At 61.6% G+C, this 19,754-nt stretch carries 16 protein-coding genes; 5 read left to right on the top strand and 11 right to left on the bottom strand.

The genetic code is table 11. The features are described 5' to 3' along the window. Positions 1 to 56: 56 nt before the first annotated feature. The 3 genes from creB (at position 57) to creD (ending at position 3,654) form a co-directional block, all read left to right on the top strand. Positions 57 to 737: a two-component system response regulator CreB gene (gene creB / locus D8U82_RS14655; protein ID WP_016772840.1), complete on the top strand. Its 681-nt coding sequence runs from the start codon at positions 57 to 59 to the stop codon at positions 735 to 737. After that, positions 737 to 2,155 carry a two-component system sensor histidine kinase CreC gene (gene creC / locus D8U82_RS14650; protein ID WP_130902418.1) on the top strand — a complete coding sequence of 473 codons (1,419 nt, stop codon included), beginning with the start codon at positions 737 to 739 and terminating at the stop codon, positions 2,153 to 2,155. Before creB ends, creC begins: the two co-directional genes overlap by 1 nt. Before the next feature lie 131 nt (positions 2,156 to 2,286). Then, positions 2,287 to 3,654 (top strand): cell envelope integrity protein CreD, encoded by a 1,368-nt coding sequence (gene creD / locus D8U82_RS14645; protein ID WP_125925482.1) that lies wholly within the window; start codon positions 2,287 to 2,289, stop codon positions 3,652 to 3,654. A 181-nt stretch (positions 3,655 to 3,835) separates the two neighbouring features. Here the strand turns inward: creD and D8U82_RS14635 are convergent, their stop codons facing one another. The 8 genes from D8U82_RS14635 to D8U82_RS14595 all read right to left on the bottom strand — a co-directional run bounded on the left by D8U82_RS14635 (position 3,836) and on the right by D8U82_RS14595 (position 13,140). Next, positions 3,836 to 4,465, bottom strand: a complete 630-nt coding sequence (locus D8U82_RS14635; protein ID WP_051600799.1) for a glutathione S-transferase — start codon at positions 4,463 to 4,465, stop codon at positions 3,836 to 3,838. Between the two features lie 163 nt (positions 4,466 to 4,628). Continuing rightward, a complete protein-coding gene (locus D8U82_RS14630) occupies positions 4,629 to 4,808 on the bottom strand; it encodes a hypothetical protein (protein WP_016772844.1) in 180 nt (59 codons plus the stop codon). Further along, complete coding sequence (locus D8U82_RS14625; protein ID WP_130888269.1) at positions 4,805 to 5,935, bottom strand: PepSY-associated TM helix domain-containing protein; 1,131 nt, start codon at positions 5,933 to 5,935, stop codon at positions 4,805 to 4,807. The genes D8U82_RS14630 and D8U82_RS14625 overlap by 4 nt, the downstream gene beginning before the upstream one ends. A gap of 74 nt (positions 5,936 to 6,009) precedes the next feature. Beyond that, a complete protein-coding gene (locus D8U82_RS14620; RefSeq protein ID WP_130902417.1) occupies positions 6,010 to 8,436 on the bottom strand; it encodes a TonB-dependent siderophore receptor in 2,427 nt (808 codons plus the stop codon). 257 nt (positions 8,437 to 8,693) lie between these two features. Then, positions 8,694 to 9,668, bottom strand: coding sequence for a FecR family protein (locus D8U82_RS14610; protein WP_016772847.1), 975 nt, complete (start codon positions 9,666 to 9,668; stop codon positions 8,694 to 8,696). Further along, positions 9,665 to 10,141 (bottom strand): RNA polymerase sigma factor, encoded by a 477-nt coding sequence (locus tag D8U82_RS14605; protein WP_189691481.1) that lies wholly within the window; start codon positions 10,139 to 10,141, stop codon positions 9,665 to 9,667. Before D8U82_RS14605 ends, D8U82_RS14610 begins: the two co-directional genes overlap by 4 nt. A 360-nt stretch (positions 10,142 to 10,501) precedes the next feature. Next, positions 10,502 to 11,209, bottom strand: a complete 708-nt coding sequence (locus tag D8U82_RS14600; RefSeq protein WP_130902415.1) for a 3'-5' exonuclease — start codon at positions 11,207 to 11,209, stop codon at positions 10,502 to 10,504. After that, positions 11,206 to 13,140 carry a DUF294 nucleotidyltransferase-like domain-containing protein gene (locus D8U82_RS14595; RefSeq protein WP_347238805.1) on the bottom strand — a complete coding sequence of 645 codons (1,935 nt, stop codon included), beginning with the start codon at positions 13,138 to 13,140 and terminating at the stop codon, positions 11,206 to 11,208. The genes D8U82_RS14600 and D8U82_RS14595 overlap by 4 nt, the downstream gene beginning before the upstream one ends. A gap of 255 nt (positions 13,141 to 13,395) precedes the next feature. Here D8U82_RS14595 and D8U82_RS14590 point away from each other — a divergent pair, with 255 nt between their 5' ends. Then, entirely contained in the window at positions 13,396 to 13,842 is a 447-nt protein-coding gene (locus tag D8U82_RS14590) for a response regulator (protein WP_016772851.1), read from the top strand. 204 nt (positions 13,843 to 14,046) lie between these two features. Here D8U82_RS14590 and D8U82_RS14585 read toward each other — a convergent pair whose 3' ends face one another. After that, positions 14,047 to 16,224 (bottom strand): malate synthase G, encoded by a 2,178-nt coding sequence (locus D8U82_RS14585; protein WP_130902413.1) that lies wholly within the window; start codon positions 16,222 to 16,224, stop codon positions 14,047 to 14,049. A gap of 623 nt (positions 16,225 to 16,847) precedes the next feature. Here D8U82_RS14585 and D8U82_RS14580 point away from each other — a divergent pair. After that, the gene (locus D8U82_RS14580) at positions 16,848 to 17,366 is read left to right on the top strand and encodes a glycine cleavage system protein R (RefSeq protein ID WP_130888262.1); all 519 of its coding nucleotides are present in this window, start codon (positions 16,848 to 16,850) and stop codon (positions 17,364 to 17,366) included. Between the two features lie 222 nt (positions 17,367 to 17,588). Here D8U82_RS14580 and rarD read toward each other — a convergent pair whose 3' ends face one another. Both rarD and D8U82_RS28130 read right to left on the bottom strand, forming a co-directional pair. Then, a complete protein-coding gene (gene rarD, locus D8U82_RS14575; protein ID WP_016772855.1) occupies positions 17,589 to 18,476 on the bottom strand; it encodes an EamA family transporter RarD in 888 nt (295 codons plus the stop codon). Positions 18,477 to 18,680: 204 nt separating this feature from the next. Then, entirely contained in the window at positions 18,681 to 19,655 is a 975-nt protein-coding gene (locus D8U82_RS28130; RefSeq protein WP_177434135.1) for a serine/threonine protein kinase, read from the bottom strand. Between the last annotated feature and the right edge of the window lie 99 nt (positions 19,656 to 19,754).

Genomic DNA, 19,754 nt, shown 5'->3' with positions numbered 1-19,754 from the left:
CGTAACCCCGGGCTTGGGGCACCGTTCGCGCACTAACTGCCACGGGCTCGGACGCCATGCCGCACATCCTGATTGTCGAAGACGAAGCGGCGATTGCCGACACACTGATTTTTGCCTTGCAGGGCGAGGGGTTCAGCACCACGTGGCTGAACCTCGGCGCAGCGGCGCTGGAGCATCAGCGGCAGACACCGGCCGACCTGATCATTCTCGATATCGGCCTGCCGGACATCAGCGGCTTCGAAACCTGCAAGCAATTGCGACGCTTCACGGAAGTGCCGGTGCTGTTTCTCAGCGCCCGCGACGCCGAGATCGACCGCGTGGTGGGCCTGGAGATCGGTGCCGACGATTACGTGGTCAAGCCGTTCAGCCCGCGTGAAGTGGCGGCGCGGGTCAAAGCCATCCTCAAGCGCATGGCGCCGCGCCCGACCCTGGAAGCAGGCTCAACGCTGTTTCGCATCGATGCTGAACGCGTGCAGATCAGCTATCGCGGCCAGCCGCTGAGCCTGACCCGCCATGAATTCCGCTTGTTGCAATGCCTGCTCGAACAACCTGAGCGGGTGTTCAGCCGCGAGCAATTGCTCGATGCGCTGGGCGTAGCGGCCGACGCCGGTTACGAGCGCAGCATCGACAGCCACATCAAAAGCCTGCGCGCCAAGTTGCGCCTGGTACGTGCCGAGGCCGAGCCGATCCAGACCCATCGCGGCCTCGGTTACAGCTATAGCCCGGGGCACAGCTGATGTCGCTGGGGCTGCGAATCTTTCTGGTGTATGTGCTGTTTGTCGGCCTGACCGGTTATTTCGTCCTCAACACGGTGATGGAAGAAATCCGCCCCGGCGTGCGTCAGTCCACCGAAGAGACGCTGGTGGACACCGCCAACCTGATGGCAGAAATCCTGCGCGACGATTTCAAGGCCGGCACCCTCAGCGAGAACCGCTGGCCGCAATTGCTCCGTGCCTATGGCGAGCGGCAGCCGCAAGCGACCATCTGGGGCTTGCCGAAAAACCAGGTCAACCACCGCATCTACGTCACCGACGCCAAGGGCATCGTCGTGCTCGACTCCAGCGGCGTCGCAGTCGGCCAGGATTATTCGCGCTGGAACGACGTCTACCTGACCCTGCGCGGCGAGTACGGCGCGCGCTCCAGCCGTAGCGATCCTGACGATCCGAGCTCTTCAGTGATGCACGTCGGCGCGCCGATCCGCGACAACGGCAAGATTATCGGCGTGGTCACCGTGGCCAAGCCCAACAGTTCGCTGCAACCCTACGTCGATCGCACCGAGCGGCGCTTGCTGTTTTACGGCGCCGGACTGATCGGCCTCGGCCTGCTCTTCGGCGCCTTGCTCTCATGGTGGCTCAGCCGCGCGCTGCACCGTTTGACCGGTTATGCCCAGGCGGTGAGCGAAGGCCGGCGCGTGGAAGTGCCGCACTATCGCGGCGGCGAACTGGAGCAACTGGCGACGGCGGTCGAGCAGATGCGCACGCAGCTCGAAGGCAAGGCCTACGTCGAGCGCTACGTGCACACCCTGACCCATGAATTGAAAAGTCCGCTGGCGGCGATCCGGGGCGCAGCGGAGCTGCTGCAAAGTGATATGCCGGCCGTCCAGCGTTTGCGCTTTGTCAGCAACATCGACAGCGAAAGCGCGCGAATGCAGCAGTTGATCGAGCGCCTGCTCAACCTGGCTCAGGTCGAGCAACGCCAAGGGCTGGAAGAACGGGTGGCAGTGCCGCTGGCGCCGTTGGTCGCAGAACTGCTCAAGGCGCAGGCCGCGCGGATCGAGGGCAAACAACCGCGCGTCGAGCAAGCGATCGGCGAGGATCTGCTGCTGGTTGGCGAGCGGTTTCTGCTGCGCCAGGCGTTGGGCAATCTGCTGGAAAACGCGCTTGATTTCACTCCGGCGCAGGGCTTGTTGCGCTTGCGTGCCGAGCGTGTTGGCGAGCAGGTCGAGTTCCGCCTGTTCAACCAGACCACGCCGATTCCTGATTACGCCTTGCCGCGTTTGACCGAACGCTTCTACTCGTTGCCGCGTCCGGACAGCGGACGCAAGAGCACCGGGCTGGGGCTGAACTTCGTTGAAGAAGTGGTCAAGCTGCATGGCGGGGTGATGCGCATTGGCAATGTCGAGGGCGGGGTTGAGGTGGTATTGCGCTTGCCGTGAGACCCCGTTGCTGCCTTCGCGAGCAGGCTCGCTCCCACAGGGAATGCATTCTCCACACAATCTCCATATTCCCCCCACACTGCCACCACACCGCATCAGCAGACTCCTCCCATCCAAACAGGGAGAGTCCCATGAACAAGAATCTGACCATCAAACTCGGCGCGATTGCTTTGTTGATCCTGCTGTTGCTGATCCCGTTGCTGATGATCGACGGCATCATCGATGAGCGTCAGCAACTGCGCGACGGTGTGCTCGAAGACATCGCGCGCAGCTCCAGTTACAGCCAGCAACTGACCGGGCCGGTGATGGTAGTGCCGTATCGCAAGGTGGTGCGCACCTGGAAAACCAACGAGAAAACCAACAAGCGCTACGAAGAAGTCAGCGAAGCGCGCGGGCGTCTGTACTTTCTGCCGGAGCGTTTCGAGCTCGACGGGCAAGTACAAACCGAACTGCGCAAACGCGGCATTTACGAGGCACGGCTGTTCCACGCCGACAACCGCATCGATGGGCATTTTTCCCTGCCGGCGCAGTTGGGCATCAAGGAGAATTTTGCCGATTACCAATTCGACGCGCCGTTCCTTGCCGTCGGTATCAGCGATATTCGCGGCATCGAAAACGCGCTGAAACTCGAGCTAGGCAGCCAGCAACTGGACTTCGTGCCCGGCAGCGAAGTGGCCTGGATCGGCGAGGGCGTACACGTGACGCTACCGGCACTGGACGCCAGCAAAGCCACGCAACTGACCTTCGGTTTCGACCTGCGCCTGCAAGGCACCGGCTCGCTGCGGGTGGTGCCGGTGGGCAAGACCAGCAGCGTCAGCCTCGCCGCCAATTGGCCGCACCCCAGCTTCGTCGGCAACTTCCTGCCGGCCAAGCGCGAGATCAACGATCAGGGTTTCAGCGCCGACTGGCAGACCTCGTTTTTCTCCACCAACCTGCAAGAGGCGATGGAGCGCTGCGTCGCTGGCGACTGTGATGCACTCAACGGCCGCAGCTTCGGCGTGAGCTTCATCGATCCGGTGGATCAGTACCTGAAAAGCGATCGGGCGATCAAATATGCGCTGCTGTTCATCGTCCTGACATTCGCCGGTTTCTTCCTCTTCGAAGTGCTCAAGAGCCTGGCGGTGCACCCGGTGCAATATGCCTTGGTCGGTGTCGCGCTGGCGTTCTTTTACCTGCTGCTGTTGTCGCTGTCGGAACACATCGGTTTTGCGCTGGCGTATCTGTTGTCGGCGAGTGGCTGCGTGTTGTTGATCGGTTTCTATGTCAGCCACGTCCTGCGCAGCGCGCGGCATGGCTTGAGTTTCTCGGCCGGGCTGGCGGCGCTGTATGGCCTGCTGTACGGCTTGCTCAGCGCCGAGGATTACGCGCTGTTGATGGGCTCGCTGATGTTGTTCGGTCTGCTCGGGGTGTTCATGGTGCTGACCCGCAAACTGGACTGGTACGGGATTGGTTTGAAGCCGGCCAGGCCGCTGGAGTTTGACGTGGAGGCGATGCAATGAGCGGGTGGCTTGGGTTACGCGAGGAACAGCGGGAAGCGGAGGTTTTGGTGACGCTGCTTATTGCGTCACTACCTCCGAAACCGAGTTGGTGCATTCGCGAGCAAGCTCGCTCCCACATTGGAATGTGGTCAACTGTGGGAGCGAGCCTGCTCGCGAAGAGGCCGGAACAGGCAGCCCAGATCTAAGGCTTGGGCATCGTCGCCACCATGGACGGTCGCTGACTCACCTCGAAATACCAGTTGGCCAGTTGCGGATTGGCTGCACGCCAGTCCATGTCCGGGAAGCGCAGATCCAGATAGCCCAAAGCGCAGGCCACGCTGATCGCCGCGACATCGAAGTGGCTGGTCAGCTCGGCAATCGCTTCGCTCTCCAGCACGGCGAGGGCGCGGCGGATCTTGTCGCGCTGGGCGTCGAGCCATTCGTCCCAGTGTTTTTCCACCGGGCGCAGGACGGTTTCATAACGCACCATCACCGAGGCATCCATGATCCCGTCAGCCATCGACGCCAGGGTCAGGCGCCGCCAGCGCGCCGCACCTTCACGGGGGATCAGCGGATTGCCGACGTGCTGCTGGTCGAGGTACTCGAGGATGACGCGGCTGTCATGGATGACATTGCCATCGGCCAGGCGCAGGGCGGGGATTTTGCTCAACGGGTTGTCGGCGATCAGCTCCGGGTTCGGGCTGACCGGGCTGAGCACGCAGTCCTGCAGCGCGACACGATCCTGCTGACCGGTTTCGTGCAGCAGCACCATGACCTTGCGGACAAAGGGCGACAGGGTGTTGTGGTACAGGGTCATGCTGGGGGCGGACATGGGCAAGGTCTCGATCAGGACAATGATCGGGCAGCATAGCCTGCTCGCGTCCGGCGCAGAACCCATGTGGGAGCGAGCCTGCTCGCGAAGGCGTCGTGACAGTCGACTTTGATGTTGAGGGTCCGGGCGCTTTCGCGAGCAGGCTCGCTCCCACAAGGGATTCTCAGCTTCGCGGCAGAAAACCTCTTATCGCCAGAAATGCCGGCACGCCAAGCCCGACCCAGCTCAAGGCATCCCAGATTCCATCCCCCAGCAACGCCGCAAACAGCCCCGCCGCACTGAGCAGGGCGATCACGATCGGTGTGCTGAAGACCTTCCAGAAACTCGACTGACGCGGCTTCATGCCGAGGCCTCCGCCGTTTCCAGAACAGGCTTGGCCGCCTTGCGCCGCACTACCCAAAGGTAAACGCCACTGGCCAACACAATGATTGTCAGCACATCCAGGGTTGCCCAGAGAATCTTCATCGGCATGCCGCCGTAGTCACCAAAATGCAGCGGTTGCGACATGCCCATGGCGTCCATGTACCACGGCCGTTCGGCCACGGCGGTGACTTGCAGCGTCGTGGCATCGATCAGCACCGGCGTCAGCAGATGCGAGGTCAGGTGCGTGCCGCCCTTCATGAACACCGCGTAATGGTGCTCGCTGGAAAAACGGGTGCCGGGGAAGGCGATGAAATCCGGCTTCATCCCCGGTGCGACTTCCTCGGCGATGTCGAGCAGCCGCGTAGCCGGCGCCAGTTGGGTCAGCGGCGGCGCATCGCGATACGGCGCGATCAGCGTGGTCAACGCGTCGTTGCGCCAGGCAGCGATGAGCAGGTCGGCGCAGGCGCTGATCACTCCGGTCACGCCCACCACCAGGCACCAGGTCAAAGTGACGACGCCGATCAAATTGTGCAGGTCGAGCCAGCGCAGTCTTGTCGATTTGTCCTGGCGCACGGTGCCGAATTTCAAGCGGCGCATGAACGGCAGGTACAGCACCGTGCCGGACACGATCGCCACGACAAACAACAGACCCATGAACGCCAGCAGCAGCTTGCCCGGCAGCCCGGCGAACATGTCGACGTGCAGGCGCAGGATGAACAGCATCAAGCCACCGTTGGCCGAAGGGGTTTCCAGCGCTTCGCCAGTGCGCGCATCGAGCATGAAGGTGTGCGAAGAATTCGGCTCGGTGTCGGCCGTCCTGGCCATGATCGCGAACGCCGCGTTCGGCTCTTCGTCGTCATAACCGAAGTACTGCATGACTTCGCCCGGGCGATGTTTCTGCGCGGCATCGACCAGTTGCTGCAGGTCGAGTTGCGGCGTGTCGGCCGGCATCTCGCGCAGCTCCGGGGCGTTGCCCAGCGCGTGATCAATCTCGTGGCTGAAAATCAGCGGCAGACCGGTCAGCGCCAGCATCAGCAGAAATACCGTGCAGATCAGGCTGGTCCAGGTGTGAATGAACGACCAGCGGCGGATGGTTTTACTTTTCATTGCATGACCTTCAAAAACACCGAAGCCGTCCGGTACGGACGGCCTGGGAACAGGGCCTGTTTCAGCTCACTGGCTTACCACTTGTAAGTGGCGCTGGCGACGACACTGCGCTGGTCGCCGTAGTAGCAGTAGAAGCTGTCGCAGGTGGAAATGTAGTCCTTGTCGAACAGGTTGGTCGCGTTCACCGCCAGCGATGCACCTTTGAGACTGTTGTCCAGACGGCCGAGATCATAATGCACGCTGGCGTCGAACACGGTATAGGCATCGGCCTTGCCCAGCCAGGTGTTGGCCTTGTCGCCGTAGGTGTTGCCGGTGTAGCGCACGCCGGCACCGATACCGAAACCGTCGAGCACGCCGGCGTGCCAGGTGTAGTCGGTCCACAGCGAGGCTTGTTGGTTGGGCATCAGTTGCAGGCGGTTGCCCTTGTCGACGCCTTTCTGCACTTCGGACTTGGCCAGGGTGTAGGCGGCGATGACTTTGAGGTTGTCGGTCACATCCGACACGGCTTCGAGCTCCAGGCCTTTGACCTTCACTTCGCCAGTCTGGCTGGTCACCGAGACGTTGTTGACGAAGGTGTTCACCGCGACGTTCTTCTGGGTCAGGTCATACACGGCGGCGGTCAGCAGGGTCTTGCTGCCCGGAGGCTGGTATTTGATGCCCAGTTCCCACTGCTTGCCTTCGGTTGGCTTGAGCGAGCCGGTCGAGGTGGCATCGGCACCCGTGGTCGGCTGGAAGGATTCGGCGTAGGACAGGTACGGCACGAAACCGTTATCGAAGACGTAACTGAGCGCCGCGTTGCCGCTGAATTTCTTGTCACGCTGGGTGTTGGTGGCGTCGCTCTGGTTGATGAATTGGGTGCTGGTGTGGACCCAGTCTTCACGGCCGCCGAGGGTCAGGCGCCACTGATCGAGGGCCATTTGGTCCTGCACGTAGAGACCGGTCTGGTAGGTCTTCTGGTTGTAGTCGTAAAACGCGGTGGAGCGTGCTGGACGTAAGATCGGCTGGCCGTAGATCGGGTTGATGACGTTGGTTTGCAGACCATCGCCAAAGATCGAGGTGTAGTTGGTGTTGCTGCGCTGGTGATCCAGACCCAGCAGCAAGGTGTGGCGAATGTCACCCGTGGCGAAGTCGGCCTGGAAGTTGTTGTCCACGGCAAACTGGCTGATGTCTTCGTCGACGCTGGTGCTGGTGCGGCCGACGTTGCCCTCTGCATCCACGGTGGTGAACGGGTAGGAACCGGGTGTCAGCGACTGGAACGACAGGTCCGACTTGGTGTAGCGCAGGTTCTGTTTGAACTGCCAGACATCGTTCAACCGATGTTCGAAGGCATAACCCAACGCGTAGTAGGTGCGGTCGTAGTATTCCCAATCCGGATCGCCGAGATTCTTGTGATGGGAAATATCACCGAGCGGCGATTTGATCTTCGTGCCCTGGATCGGCAGAAACTGGCTGGTGATGCCGGTGTCGTCGCGGGTGAACTGGCTCAGCAGGGTGAGTTTGGTGTCGTCATCGATGTTCCAGGTCAGGCTCGGCGCGATGTTGTAGCGCTTATTGTCGACGTGATCGACCTGGGTGCCGCTGTCGCGCACCACGCCGCTGAGGCCATAGAGAAACTGCCCGGCCTCATCGATCTTGCCGGTGCTGGCGAAGTTAATCTGGCGGTGATTGTCGCTGCCGTATTGCAGCTGGATTTCGCTGCTGGCCTCCGCGCTCGGACGGCGGCTGACCATGTCGAGCAAACCGCCCGGCGGGGTCTGGCCGTACACCGACGAGGCCGGACCACGCAGCAGGGCGAGGCGGTCGAGGTTCCAGGTTTCCTGTTTCGGGTTGGCGTACACGCCTTTGGGCAGCGGCAGGCCATCGAGGAACTGGGTCGGTTCGAAACCGCGCACGCGCAGCCAGTCGGCGCGGGTGTCGCTGCCGTAGCTGCTGGCGGTGATGCCCGGCATGTAGCGCACCGCGTCATCGAGGCTGTGCACGCTGCGGTCGTCCATTTGCTGACGGGTTGCCACCGAAATCGAACGCGGTGCTTCGACCAGCGCGGTGTCGGTCTTGGTGCCGGCGGCGGTGCGAGTCGCGGTGTAGCCTTCGACCGGGCCCCAGGCGCTTTCGAAGTTTTCCACGCCGATGACCGAAGTTTCCGGCAGGGCCAGCGTGCCTTCTGGCACGGCCACCAGGGTGTAAGTGCCGGCGCTGCTCTGTTCCAGCTGCAGACCGGTGCCGCGCAAAGCCGCGCGCAGGGCACCGGCGGCGTCGTACTGGCCGTTGACCGGCGCCGAGGTTTTGCCGGCGGCCAGCGCAGGATTGAGCGACAGGGCGAGGCCGCCCTGGCTGGCGATCTGGTTCAGGGTGGTCGACAGCGGCGCCGCCGGCAGGTTGTAGGCGCGCACGCTGGACGCTTGCTCAGCGGCGAGCAACGGGCTGCTGATCAGCGGCGTGCCGAAAGCGATGGCAAAAGCCAGCAGACTGGGGCGCAACAAGGTGTCTGGCGAACGGGACATACGGCGGCTCCTGAATGGAAATATTTCTCAATTGCCTGTGTGCCGGACGAGATTGGAAAAGTGATAGGGCTGGGTGGAAATTCTTTTTGCAGGAAATGGTTGTGCGGCTGATGTCGCCTTCGCGAGCAGGCTCGCTCCCACATTGATCGTTCCCATGCTCCGCGTGGGAATGCCTCATTGGACGCTCTGCGTCCGCTTCGGCAGGGACGCAGAGCGTCCCGGGCTGCATTCCCACGCAGAGCGTGGGAACGATCATGTCAAGGGGCGGAGGGCTCCGCCTTCGCCACGGTGACCCAATACGGCGTATGCCGCTCGATCTGCACCGGCAGAGTCGGCAGCAATGCACTCAGTGCCTTGTCGGTGTCATGCAACGGAAAACTGCCGGTAATGCGCAGATCGGCCACTTCCGGCGCCACGCCCAGATGCCCGCGACGATAGCGCCCCAACTCGTGCACCAGATCGCCCAGCCGGGCGTTGTCCACCACCAGCATGCCGCGCGTCCAGGCATCGGCGCCGGGGGCGAGGGCGGCAATCGAGCCCAGCCCGTCACTGCGCAACAGCACCTGCTGGCCTTCGCGCAGAACCAATTCTTGCGGGTTGGCCTGGGCATGGGCCGCGACCGCCGACTGCAACACGCTCAGGCGTGTGCCATCGTCCTCGCGCTTGACCAGAAACCGCGTGCCCAGCGCGCGCATGCTGCCTTCGCGGGTTTCGACGATAAACGGCCGCGCGTCGCCATGCCCGGTCTCGACGAGAATTTCGCCTTCCTGCAACACGATCAAGCGGCGCTCGTCATCGAAGCGTACGTCGACCGCGCTGTGGGTATTGAGGTTGAGCAGAGTGCCGTCGGACAGGCGCACGGTGCGCTGTTCACCGGTGGCGGTGCGCTGATCGGCGAGCCAGTAATCCAGCGGCAGGTAGCGCTCACTGACAAACAGCCCGAGCCCGATGATCACCACGACACTGGCCAGCCCGCTGCCGAGTTTGCGCACGCGCCGGCGAATGCCTTCGCGCGATTGCAGCAACGCGCTTCGGGCCGGGCCCTTGGCGACGCTGAAGCGCTGATCGAGCATGCCCAACTGACGCCAGGCGCGGGCGTGTTCTTCATGGGCCGCATGCCATTTAGCGAATTCTTCACGCTCCAGCGCGGTGCTCGAATCGAGGGTCAATTGCCAGGCAATCGCCGCGTCCAGCACATGCGCCGGCACCGGGCGCGAACTGGCCGCCGTCATGTCGGCTCACCGTACAGGGCGATGTAGCACTGGCGCAGGCCTTGGGCCAGATACTGCCGCACGCGCGGTACCGAGACACCGAGTTTGTCTGCGATTTCGGCGTGGCTGAGGCCGTCGAGGCGGTTATACAGGAAGGCCGCGCGGGCCTTGGTCGACAACTTGCCGAGCAGGCGATCGATGGCTTTGAGGTCGTCGAGGATCATTTGCTGTTCTTCCACCGAAGGCTGCTCGTCTTCGGGGATCAGCATCAGTTCGGTGAGGTAGGCCTGTTCCAGCGCGGCGCGGCGGAAGTAGTCGAACAACAGGCCTTTGGCGATCGCCACCAGAAACGCCCGAGGTTCGCGCGGCGTAAGCAGTTCGTCGCGGTTGAGCAAGCGCACGAAGGTGTCCTGGCTCAGGTCTTCGGCACGCTGCGGACACGCCACATTGCGCCGCAACCACGCCAGCAGCCAACCGCGATGGTCGCGATACATCGCACCGACGAGCTCACTGTGGGGGTTGGGCACTGACGACACCGGACATCACCGATTGGGAAATGTTAACTAACGAGAATAGTTCGCGATTCTGGCAGAGGTGGGAATGGTTAGCAATTGGCCACTGGTCAGGTGATGAATCAAGGGCAGCCCCTCACCCTAGCCCTCTCCCGTAGGGAGAGGGGACTGATCGGGGGATATTCTGAAGGTACACCGACCTGAACGATTTTCAGCGATTCCTCAATCGACTCGGTCTTTCAGGTCGATATAAGGCTTCAGACACCACGATCGGCGCCCTCTCCCTCCGGGAGAGGGCTGGGCGGGCGGCGTTCCGATGAGGGGCTTTTGATCTGAATGATTCTAAAAGGACGGCGCCTGCTGCCGCCGCTTCCACTGGCTCAACCGCTGCTGCAACTGCAACGGACTGTAAATCTGCTGCGCCCGCGCCCGGCTGAACAGAATCAATGCCAACTCCGCCGTGGCCAGCGCATCGGCACTCGCGTTATGCCGCTCGAACACTTCAAGCCGGAACCATTCGATCCACTCATCCAGCCCCGCCTCGCGAATCTGCGCCTGCGGACATAACAGCGGCGCAATGTCCGCCACATCCAGAAACACATGCTGCAGCTTATGCCCCAAGTGTTCCTTCACTGCGCGCCCGAGCATGTGCTGATCGAACGGCGCATGAAACGCCAGCACCGGGCTGTCGCCGATGAACTCCAGCAACTCCAGCAACGCTTCCGCTGGGTCGCTGCCTGCGGCAATTGCACTAGGGCCGAGGCCATGAATCAGCACGCTGGGGCTGAGCTTCAATTCGCGGCATTGCAAGGTGCGTTCGAACTGCTGACGGAAATCGATCGCGCCGTCCTCGATCACCACCGCGCCGATCGACAGAACCCGATCCTTGCTCATATTCAGGCCGGTGGTTTCCAGGTCCAGCACCACCCAGCGCTGCTCGCGCAGGCTGCATTCGCTCAGTCCGGCAAGCGCCGGCAGCTTCGCCAGCCGCTGCTGCAAATCCGCCGACACCACGGGGCTGGCCGGGCGTAGCCAGGAGAACAGGCTCATAGCTGATACCGCAAGCTCAGGCTGCTTTGCAGGCGCTGCGCCTGCCGCAGGGATTCGCGCAGGATGCGCCGGTCAAGGTGATTGAGGCTGTCGGGATCGACGCGGTTGGAGTACGGCTGGTTCTCCCGGGTCTGCAACTGATGCAGCTGCATCCGCGTTTGTTGAATGAAGTGATAGGCCTCTTCATACGCCGCGCCGTCGAGCGGCTCGATGACCTCTTTATCGACCAGTTGGCGAAAGCGTTCGAGGGTGTTGTTGGCGTCGATGCCGTTGGCCAGCGCCAGCAAACGGGCACCGTCGACGAACGGCGTCAGGCCCTGGATTTTCAGATCCAGCGTGGCCTTCTCACCGTTCTTGCGGGCCAGCACGAATTCACGGAAGCGCCCAACGGGAGGGCGATTGCGCAGCGCGTTCTCGGCCAGCATGCGCTGGAACAGACGGTTGTCAGCGACCTGATCGAGGATGCCCCGGCGCAATTGCTCGCAGCCTTGCTCATCGCCCCAGACCACGCGCAGGTCGAAATAAATGCTCGAGCCCAGCAGGTTCTCCGGCGTGGCTTCGCGGATGAACGCCGCGAAGCGCCGCGCCCATTCGGCCCGCGACAGACACAGCTCGGGATTGCCGGCCATGATGTTGCCCTTGCACAGAGTGAAACCGCACTGCGCCAGGCTCTGGTTGATCTGCTGGGCAATCGGCAGCAGCTTGCCGCGAATCTCTGCTGCGTGCGCGGCATCGCGGGCATCGAACAGGATGCCGTTGTCCTGGTCGGTGTGCAGCGTCTGCTCGCGCCGACCCTCGCTGCCGAAACACAGCCAGCTGAACGGCACGCCCGGGTCGCCCTTTTCGGCGAGGGTCAGTTCGATCACCCGACACACCGTGTGATCGTTGAGCAGGGTGATGATGTGAGTGATCTGCGTCGACGACGCGCCGTGGGCGAGCATGCGCTCGACCAGTTGGCCGATCTCGCCGCGCAAGGTCACCAGTTGTTCGACCCGTTGCGCGCTGCGGATGGTCCGGGCCAGGTGCACCAGATCGACCCGTTGCAGGGAGAACAGGTCACGCTCGGACACCACGCCGCACAAGCGCTGATCCTTGACCAGGCAGACGTGAGCAATGTGCCGCTCGGTCATGGCGATCGCCGCATCGAAGGCACTGTGATCCGGCGACAGATAAAACGGTGATCGAGTCATGTGCTGTTCGATGGCGTCGCTGAAATCGCCGACACCTTCGGCGACCACATGGCGCAAATCGCGCAGAGTGAAAATCCCCAGCGGTGCCTTGTGCTCATCCACTGCGACGATGCTGCCGACCTGTTGCTCGTGCATCAGCTTCACCGCTTCACGCAGCGGCGTCTCGGCGCTGCAGGTCACCGGATGACGCATCGCGAGTTCACCGAGACGAGTGTTCAGCGAGTATTGGGTGCCGAGGGTCTCCACGGCTTTTTGCTGGACTTGCTGGTTGACCTGATCGAGCAGGCTGCTCACCCCGCGCAGGGCGAAGTCGCGGAAGGCGCTGGAGAGGGCGAACAGTTTGATGAACGCCAGTTTGTTCAGTTGCAGGCAGAAGGTGTCTTCGCCCGCCAGATGTTCGGTGCGCGTGGCGCGTTCACCGAGCAGAGCCGCCAGCGGAAAGCATTCGCCGGTGGTGATTTCGAAGGTGGTCTCGGTGCCGGGTTTGGTGATGTGCTGGCGTTCGCCGACCACCCGACCCTGTTTGACGATATGAAAGTGTTCCACCGGGCCGTCGGCCGGTTTGATGATGCTTTCGCCCTGGGCAAAAAAACGCAGCTGACATTGCTCCACCAGATAGGCGAGGTGGGCGTGTTCCATCTGATTGAAGGGCGGGAAGCGCTGGAGGAATTGCAGGGTGCCCTGAATGTTCTGCAACACCGCGGTTTTCCCTGCCTGGGTGAAGGCGTCCGCTTTGCTCATAACCATTACCGCAGTCTTTTTCGAATTGTTGTTGTCGGATCGTTGCGACCATGGTCGGCCCCGGCGGGCAGGGTGCCCATTGGACGTAAGTCTAGGTTTTGCCACCATTGGCCGATTTTCGGAAATAACCTACGCAAAAGCTCGGAAAAGCTTGCGCTAGCCACTTGGAAAAAATTCCGACGAAGTGCACATTGAAGCGCTGTCCGGTGATGTCTGACGACTTGCCAGGGATTGTTTGAACATTTAGAGAGCGCCATGTCCGACCACGATATTTTGAGCGACGCCGAGCGGGAAGCGCTCAGCGCAGTGATGCTCGAACCTGATCTGCCGCCGCAGCGTGTCCTGATCGTCGACGACGACAAGGACGCCCGCGAGCTGTTGTCGGAGATTCTCGCGCTGGACGGCATTCGCTGCATGACCGCAGCCAGCGGTGAAACCGCGCTGAAAATGCTCGATGAAAAGCCTTCGATCGGTCTGGTGATTACCGACCTGCGCATGGGCAATGTCGATGGCCTCGAGCTGATTCGCCAAGTGCGTGAATCGGTACGGGCAGCGATGCCGATCATCATCGTCTCCGGCGATGCCGACGTGAAAGATGCGATCGAAGCGATGCACTTGAGCGTGGTGGATTTTCTGCTCAAGCCGATTGATACGGGGAAGCTGCTTGAGTTGGTGAAGCATGAATTGGGCATCGAGCCTTAAGATACATCCCGTTGCCCAGCAGATGATCGTTCCCACGCTCTGCGTGGGAATGCATCAATGGACGCTCCGCGTCCGCAGTTGTGGGACGCGGAGCGTCCCGGGCTGCATTCCCACGCAGAGCGTGGGAACGATCAATCCACCTCAAAAACAAAAAGGCCCTGATCTCTCGATCAGGGCCTTTTTCATTCCAACCATCAACTCAAGTCACAGACCATTCTTGGCCTTGAACTCGCGACGACGACGGTGCAGCACCGGCTCGGTGTAGCCGTTCGGTTGCTTGGTGCCTTCGATGACCAGTTCGACTGCCGCCTGGAAGGCGATGTTGCTGTCGAAGTCCGGTGCCAGCGGGCGATACAGCGGGTCGTTGGCGTTCTGGCGGTCAACCACCGGCGCCATGCGCTTGAGGCTTTCCATCACTTGCTCTTGGCTGACGATACCGTGGCGCAGCCAGTTGGCGATGTGCTGGCTGGAGATACGCAGCGTCGCACGGTCTTCCATCAAGCCGACGTCGTTGATGTCCGGTACTTTCGAGCAGCCGACACCCTGGTCGATCCAGCGCACCACGTAACCGAGAATGCCCTGGGCGTTGTTGTCCAGTTCGTTCTTGATCTGCTCTGGCGTCCAGCTTGGGTTCACTGCCAGTGGAATGGTCAGGATGTCGTCCACCGAGGCGCGCGCACGTTTGGCCAGTTCGGCCTGACGCGCAAACACGTCAACCTTGTGGTAGTGCAGCGCGTGCAGCGCAGCGGCAGTCGGCGATGGCACCCAGGCAGTGTTGGCGCCGGCCAGCGGGTGAGCGATTTTCTGCTCAAGCATCGCGGCCATGAGGTCCGGCATCGCCCACATGCCTTTACCGATTTGCGCACGACCTTGCAGGCCAGTGCTCAGACCGATATCGACGTTCCAGTTCTCGTAGGCGCCGATCCACTTCTCGGTCTTCATGTCCGCCTTGCGCACGACAGGGCCGGCTTCCATGGAGGTGTGGATTTCGTCGCCTGTGCGGTCGAGGAAACCGGTGTTGATGAACACCACACGCTCGCTGGCCGCCTTGATGCAAGCCTTGAGGTTGACCGTGGTGCGGCGCTCCTCGTCCATGATCCCGACTTTCAGGGTGTTGCGCGGCAGGCGCAGGACGTCTTCGATGCGCCCGAACAGCTCGTTGGTGAACGCCGCTTCTTCCGGGCCGTGCATTTTCGGTTTGACGATGTACACCGAACCGGTGCGGGTATTGCGCCGCGAGGTGTTGCCGTTGAGGTTGTGCATTGCTGCCAGGCAAGTCACCAGACCGTCGAGAATGCCTTCCGGCACTTCGTTGCCTTGGCTGTCGAGGATCGCATCAATGGTCATCAGATGGCCGACGTTGCGCACGAACAACAGCGAACGACCGTGCAGGGTCACTTCTCCATCATTGGGCGCGGTGTAGGTGCGATCCGGGTTCATGGTGCGGGTAAAGGTCTGGCCGCCCTTGGACACGGATTCCGCGAGGTCGCCCTTCATCAGGCCGAGCCAGTTGCGGTAGATCACCACTTTGTCGTCGGCATCAACGGCGGCCACGGAGTCTTCGCAGTCCATGATCGTGGTCAGCGCCGCTTCCATGAGGATGTCTTTGACGCCGGCGGCGTCGGTCTGGCCGACCGGGGTGCTGGCGTCGATCTGGATTTCGAAGTGCAGGCCGTTGTGCTTGAGCAGCACCGCGATCGGCGCGTTGGCGTCGCCCTGGAAGCCGATCAACTGAGCGTCATCGCGCAGGCCGCTGTTGCTGCCGCCCTTCAGAGTGACGACCAGTTTGCCGTCAGCGATTTTGTAGCCGGTCGAATCGACGTGGGAGCCAGCGGCCAGTGGTGCGGCTTCATCGAGGAAGGCACGGGCGAAAGCGATGACTTTGTCGCCACGCACCTTGTTGTAGCCTTTGCCTTTTTCCGCGCCGCCGTCTTCGCTGATCGCGTCGGTGCCGTAGAGGGCGTCGTACAGCGAGCCCCAGCGGGCGTTCGAGGCGTTGAGCGCAAAGCGCGCATTCATTACTGGCACGACCAGTTGCGGGCCGGCGGTGCGGGCGATTTCATCGTCGACGTTTTGCGTCGTCGCCTGGAAATCAGCCGCTTCTGGCAGCAGATAACCGATCTCTTGCAGGAAAGCTTTGTAGGCCACGGCGTCGTGCGCCTGGCCGGCATGCTGCTGATGCCAGGCATCGATGCGCGCCTGGAAGTCATCGCGTTTGGCGAGTAGGGCTTTGTTCTTCGGCGCCAGGTCATGAATGACCTTGTCGGCACCTTCCCAGAATTGTTCGGCGGTGAGGCCGGTACCGGGAATGGCTTCGTTGTTCACGAAGTCGAACAGGACTTTGGCGACCTGCAGGCCACCGACTTGAACGTGTTCAGTCATTGCTTGCCTCACTCTGCTCAGCTATTTCGCTTTTCAGCTCGTCAATTTAACAATGAAGCTTCTGGCCATTTAAACCACAAACCTGCGGACCAGTACATGCCATTACTGGCGGCTGGGCTAGGACCAATCAACGGCTTGGAGGCCTTGCTGACGGGGCTTTCAGGATTGCGAAGGGCCTTGGGCAGACATCGATCCAGCGTTATGTAGTGCGCGCTGCGGCATACTACATGATGAGTTGCGCTTGTGAAAATCAGACTAATTACGTCGTTCTGCGACCTCATGACGCATTGCGGTCACGTCGCGGAACGGGATGTTCTCAAAAAAGCATTGGATTGTTCCAGTTAAATATCGAAAGTTGTACACATAATTACTGTGGGCCTGCTAAGGAGCAATTTGGGTGTAACGATTTGTGGCGAGGGGATTTATCCCCGTTGGGTGGCGAAGCCGCCCCCTGCGGTCCGGCTGGCAGACCCAATTGGCAGGACTCACGACTGCTGCGCAGCCGGACGGGGATAAATCCCCTCGCCACAGGTCATCATCTGCCAGCACTGGGTCAGGCTGAATCAATCCGCTTGCCTATACTTGCCCTTCGATAACAAAAGTCATGACAAGAGGGCTGCGCCATGGACCATCTCGTACTCACCGTTTTCGCCCCGGACAAGCCCGGGCAGGTCGAGCGCATCGCCCAATGCATTGCCGAGCACGGCGGCAACTGGCTGGAAAGCCGCATGTCACGCATGGCCGGGCAGTTCGCCGGGATTCTGCGCGTGGGCGTGCCGGCGGAGGCTTACGACGAACTGGTCGATGCCCTGCAAGCGCTGTCGGCCCATGGCATTCGGGTACTGATAGCCGAAAGCGGAGTGGAGCAGTCCTGCACGTGGAAACCGATCACTATGGAACTGGTCGGCAATGACCGACCGGGTATCGTCCGCGATATCACTCGGCTGTTGAGCGAGCAGGGTGTGAACCTGGAGCGACTGGTAACTGAGGTGCGCCCGGCGCCGATGAGCAGCGAGCCGCTGTTTCACGCCGAGGCGATTCTGGCGGTGCCACTCACCTTGTCGCTCGACGTTCTGCAGGCGCGCCTGGAAACCCTGGCCGATGATCTGATGGTCGAACTGGTGTTACGCACAGAGGTTTAGCGCAGACAGGGTTATTCAGGTTTAACGTGCACCTGCCTGTGGATAACCTGTAGAGACAGACCGCCACGCCACGCCGGCCGTGGCTTTGCGCAGGTTGATCAAAAAACCGCCAGCATTCAGTGACTTGCGCACAAACGGCGGGGATCACGCTGTGGATAAGCTTGGGAAGGAACGATGCAGGCCACGAGAACCGTGGCCTGCAGAGGTTTGTGCGTTTTTTGATCAGGCGCGCCGGCGCAAACTTATCCACGCATCAACGCTATAGACCGCCAGGCCGGCCCAGATAAACATGAACGCAACCAGCGTGCTGGACGACAAATGCTCGCCAAACAGCAGCACGGCTTGCAGCAACACCAGCGTCGGCGCGATGTATTGCAGGAAGCCGATGGTGGTGTAGGGCAAGTGGCGGGTGGCGGCGTTGAAACACACCAGCGGCACCAGTGTCACCGGGCCGGCGGCCACCAGCCACCAGGCTTCGGAGGTGGTCCAGAAGGCCGGCTGCACACTCGTGGCAGTCTGATTGAACAGCAACCATGCAATCGCGATCGGCACCAGCATCCAGGTCTCCACCACCAGCCCCGGCAACGCCTTGACCGGCGCCTGCTTGCGGATCAGACCGTAGAAGCCGAAGGTCAGCGCCAGCGCCAGCGACACCCACGGCAGACTGCCGACCTGCCACACCTGCTGCGCCACGCCGATGGCAGCCAGCCCGACCGCCACCCACTGCATGCGCCGCAGTCGTTCGCCGAGCAGCACCATGCCCAACAGCACGTTGACCAGCGGATTAATGTAATAACCCAGACTCGCCTCGAGCATGCGACCGTTGTTCACCGACCACACGTAGGTCAGCCAGTTGGCCGCGATCAGCGTGCCGCTCAAGGCAAGAATCGCCAGGCGCTTGGGATTGTCGAGCAACTCGCGCAGCCAGCCCGGGTGTTTCCACACCATCAGCAGCAACGCACCGAACAGCGCCGACCACAGCACCCGATGGATGATGATCTCGACGGCCGGGACTTCGGCAATGGCTTTGAAATAGATCGGGAAAAGGCCCCAGATGATGTAGGCGCTCAGGCCCAGAATATACCCGCGACGCGGGTTGGCGGCTTGCATGCAGAATCCTTGCTCAGGCAGCTGACAAAGGAGGGATTGTAAGGAGATTTGTCCGCGAATGTCGTAGACCAATGTTCATAGAATTGTGAACAGCGATCTTGTGGGAGCGAGCCTGCTCGCGAACGCGGTCTGACATTCAACATCGATGTTGCCTGAAATGACGTCTTCGCGAGCAGGCTCGCTCCCACAGGGTTCAGGTTTGAATCAGAAGAGTTTCAGCGGTTCTTCATTCAGTGCCGCCAACTGTTCACGCAACGCCAGCACCTGGTCGCCCCAATACCGCTCCGTGCCAAACCACGGAAAGCTGTGCGGGAATGCCGGGTCGTCCCAGCGCCGCGCCAGCCAGGCGCTGTAGTGCATCAGGCGCAGGGCGCGCAACGGTTCGATCAGCGCCAGTTCGCGCGGGTCGAAATCATGGAATTCGTTGTAGCCGTCCATCAATTCCGATAGCTGCCCGAGACATTCCTGGCGATCGCCGGCAAGCATCATCCAGATGTCCTGCACCGCCGGGCCCATGCGGCAGTCGTCGAGGTCGACGATGTGGAACATCTCGTCGCGGCACATCATGTTGCCGGGGTGACAGTCGCCGTGCATGCGGATGTTCTGGTGCGGCGTGGCAGCGTAGACATCTTCGACGCGTTTGAGCAGGTCGCGGGCAACCGACTCGTAAGCCGGCAGCAGGCTCTTGGGAATGAAATTGCCTTCGAGCAGGGTGTTCAGCGAGGCATGGCCGAAGTTCTGCACGGCGAGGGCTTCGCGGTGCTCGAACGGCTTGGTGCCGCCCACCGCATGCATGCGCCCGAGCAACTGGCCGAGGCGATACAGTTGATCAAGATTGCCCGGCTCCGGCGCCCGACCACCACGACGCGGGAACAGGGTGAAGCGGAAGCCGGCGTGCTCATGCAGGGTTTCGCCGTTGTGGATCAGCGGCGCTACCACCGGGATGTCGATGTCGGCCAGTTCGAAGGTGAACTGGTGCTCTTCGAGAATGGCCTCGTTGGTCCAGCGCTGCGGACGATAGAACTTGGCAATCAGCGGCGCGGAGTCTTCGATACCGACCTGATACACACGGTTTTCGTAGCTGTTGAGCGCCAGGATGCGCGCGTCGCTGAGGAAACCGATGCTTTCAACGGCATCCAGGACGAGATCGGGGGTGAGGGTTTCAAACGGGTGGGCCATGCTGACTCCTGCGCGCAGCAGGCTGCTGCGTCCGGCTCGGCATGGTAGCGCAGATGGCGGCGCGAAGGGTGTTGGTGTCTGCCCGGGCCTCTTCGCGAG

The organism is Pseudomonas sp. Sample_23, assembly GCF_004307595.1.
In the GTDB taxonomy this organism is placed as follows: Bacteria; Pseudomonadota; Gammaproteobacteria; order Pseudomonadales; family Pseudomonadaceae; genus Aquipseudomonas; species Aquipseudomonas atacamensis.
Note: the sequence above shows the minus strand (reverse complement) of the source record. Positions and strands in the feature narration are given on the sequence as shown.